General features: G+C 40.0%; 5 protein-coding genes. All 5 read left to right on the top strand.

Annotation, left to right across the window (positions count from 1 at the left end; all coding sequences use genetic code 11):
* Nucleotides 1–201: 201 nt before the first annotated feature.
* Nucleotides 202–426, top strand: coding sequence for a DUF433 domain-containing protein (locus CFPU101_RS25140; protein WP_206818613.1), 225 nt, complete (start codon nt 202–204; stop codon nt 424–426).
* A gap of 30 nt (nt 427–456) precedes the next feature.
* Nucleotides 457–831, top strand: a complete 375-nt coding sequence (locus tag CFPU101_RS25135) for a DUF5615 family PIN-like protein (RefSeq protein ID WP_206818611.1) — start codon at nt 457–459, stop codon at nt 829–831.
* Between the two features lie 45 nt (nt 832–876).
* Complete coding sequence (locus CFPU101_RS25130) at nt 877–1116, top strand: hypothetical protein (protein ID WP_206818609.1); 240 nt, start codon at nt 877–879, stop codon at nt 1114–1116.
* Nucleotides 1113–1517 carry a PIN domain-containing protein gene (locus CFPU101_RS25125; RefSeq protein ID WP_206818607.1) on the top strand — a complete coding sequence of 135 codons (405 nt, stop codon included), beginning with the start codon at nt 1113–1115 and terminating at the stop codon, nt 1515–1517. The genes CFPU101_RS25130 and CFPU101_RS25125 overlap by 4 nt, the downstream gene beginning before the upstream one ends.
* 65 nt (nt 1518–1582) lie before the next feature.
* Nucleotides 1583–2640: DUF499 domain-containing protein (locus CFPU101_RS25120; protein ID WP_206818605.1), on the top strand; the 1058-nt coding region annotated here is incomplete at its 3' end.

Here is a 2640-nt window from a genome sequence, read left to right as displayed (position 1 = left end):
TAATTCGCAACTTAGTATCAATCCCTCAGTGGGCGTTCTCTAACCTCCCAAAACGGTCATAATGGAAATGGAAATGGTAACGGAAATGGACATAACGGGAACGGTCATCGTTCTGCTGAACAACAGGCTATTTCTACCCTGTTAGCCTCATGGAAACGGGTTGTCGAGGAGAATTTATTTACCAGAGGTGGTTAATTATAAATGAAAACACTAAAGCGCATCACTTTTAATCCCGAAGTAATGGGCGGAAAGCCTTGTATTCGGGGAATGCGTGTCACCGTAGGTACAATTGTCGGATTAGTTGCTGCTGGTCGTTCTTTTCAAGATATTTTACAAGCTTATCCTTATCTAGAAGAAGCCGATATTTATGAAGCCTTAACTTATGCTGCATGGCGCACCGAAGAAATTGAGATTTCTTTAGTTTAAATAGACATTCTTTTCATTTAAAAAACATGAATGAAAATTTTAATTGATATGAACTTATCGCCCGATTGGGTAGCCACGTTGGCAAAATATAGGATTGAATCTGTTCATTGGTCAACGATTGGCGATTTTGGGGCTACTGACCGAGTTATTATGGAATGGGCAGTTACTCATAACTATATTATCTTGACCAACGATCTTGATTTTGGAGCAATCTTAGCTTCTAGTGGGGCAACATCTCCTAGTGTCATTCAAATACGTACTCAAGATTTATTTCCTGAGTCTTTAGAAAATGAATTAATCAAAGCTTTAAATCAGTTTCAAGAACAACTTCAAGAAGGAGCATTAATAACAATTGACTTAAATCGTTCTAAAATTAGAGTTTTACCGATAAATAAGAATAATTAAACCTCAAAATCAAATTTAAGATAGATAATTTTAAGGAATTACAAGATGCCTATTCAAGAAATTAAAGAACAAATTACGCAATACCTTGAACAACTTCCCGAACAACAACTTCATCAACTTGCTGACTATGCTGCTCAATTAGTTCATGAACAACAAGCAAGTTCAGAAAAGAAAAGACAACTCATTCATTCTCTTAGAGGAAAATATGCCAACTCTCTTAGTTCTAGTGAAGCATTTGCCTTCAACAAACAAGATGAAATTGATTGGGAAGAACGAACTAGATGAATATTATTCTTGATGCCTGTGCTGTTATTGCTTATATTCGAGACGAAACAGGTGCCGAACAGGTAGAAAACTATCTAGCTGATGAGCAGCATACGTGTCTGATTCACGTGATTAATCTCTGTGAAGTTTACTATGATGTTCTGAGAGATTCTTCTAGAACTGAAGCAGAAGCAATGCTCGATGATTTAAAAGCTATAGGTGTTATTTTTCGGGATGATATCGATCAGAATTTCTGGCAAGCTGTCGCTTCTTATAAAGCTACTATCAGGAGAGTATCTTTAGCGGATTGTTTTGCTTTAGCTTTGACAAAACGAATTAATGGAATGCTTCTAACCTCAGATCATAAAGAATTTGACCCCATTGTTCCTCTAGGAATCTGCCAGATTAATTTTATCAGATGAAGATTCAGACAAAAGATTGGGAACACTAAGGAGAAAGATATCGATTACTAACAGTTTTCCCTTGCATGAATAACGCCTATCAACTCAAACCCTGGACACAAGTCGTTGCACCTCACCCCGATGTCATCAGCAATGTCGAAAATGCAACTTTTGCCGCCAGTTTAGGCGCAGTCATCCGTAATGAATCAACCTGCCTTGAAGTTTATCGCAAAGCTAAAAAATTTTTCGAGGCGACTTATCTCACTAAAGAGTTGAAGGAGTTATTAAAAGATGTCTTAAACGGACTTTGTGGCGGTTCGGGCGATCGCGTCCTCCAGCTACGAACACCCTTTGGTGGTGGTAAAACCCACTCCCTTGTTAGTCTGTACCATATCACCCAACATCGTCAGGAATTAGCAGATATCGAGGAAATTGCTGCCCTACCGAACCCTGGTAAAGTCGATGTACTCTCCTTCATCGGTTTAGACATGGATGCGGCTACAGGTGCAAAACTCCCCGACTCCCCTCAGTTATATACTCCCTGGGGATACCTCGCATGGCAGTTAGGCGGTTATGAAGCCTATCAATTAGTCGAAGCACAGGATAAACAAAGGATCGCCCCAGGTAACGATATTCTCCGTCAACTGATTGGCGATCGCCCAATTCTCATCTTGATCGATGAATTTTTAGTCTATGTTGAGAACGCAATGGCTTTAAACGTCAGTGATTCAACGCTGGGACGGCAAGTATTAACCTTCATGCAAAAACTCACTGAAGTTGTGCGAGAACTTCCTAAAACCGTCCTAGTTTATTCCCTACAAGCCAGTGTACAAGAAGCGATCGGCAATGAAGGCCTACTCAGCGTACTCGATAAATTAGTCAACCGCATCGATGCCAAAAAAGAACCCGTTTCGGGTGATGATGTCATGAAAGTGGTACAACGTCGTCTGTTTACCGATCTTGGCGATCCCGCATTGATTCAAGAAGTGGCACACCAACAAGCTCAACTTTTCTGTAAATATCGAGAAACCTTTTGTGAAACAGACAGAGAACGTCAGGAAGTCCAACAGCAAGCGGAAATTTTAGCTGATCGCATCCAGTCCAGTTATCCGTTTCATCCCGATTTATACCAATTCATTAAATG

Source organism: Chroococcus sp. FPU101, assembly GCF_017312365.1.
Lineage (GTDB): Bacteria > Cyanobacteriota > Cyanobacteriia > Cyanobacteriales > Microcystaceae > Chroococcus.
The sequence above is the reverse complement of the archived record's forward strand: the minus strand, read 5'-3'. Positions and strand labels throughout refer to the sequence as shown.

What these genes read in the sequence shown, in the direction of transcription:
- CFPU101_RS25140 (WP_206818613.1), top strand. Translation starts at nt 202, where the DNA reads ATGAAAACACTAAAGCGCATCACTTTTAATCCCGAAGTAATGGGCGGA.
- CFPU101_RS25135 (WP_206818611.1), top strand. Translation starts at nt 457, where the DNA reads ATGAAAATTTTAATTGATATGAACTTATCGCCCGATTGGGTAGCCACG.
- CFPU101_RS25130 (WP_206818609.1), top strand. Translation starts at nt 877, where the DNA reads ATGCCTATTCAAGAAATTAAAGAACAAATTACGCAATACCTTGAACAA.
- CFPU101_RS25125 (WP_206818607.1), top strand. Translation starts at nt 1,113, where the DNA reads ATGAATATTATTCTTGATGCCTGTGCTGTTATTGCTTATATTCGAGAC.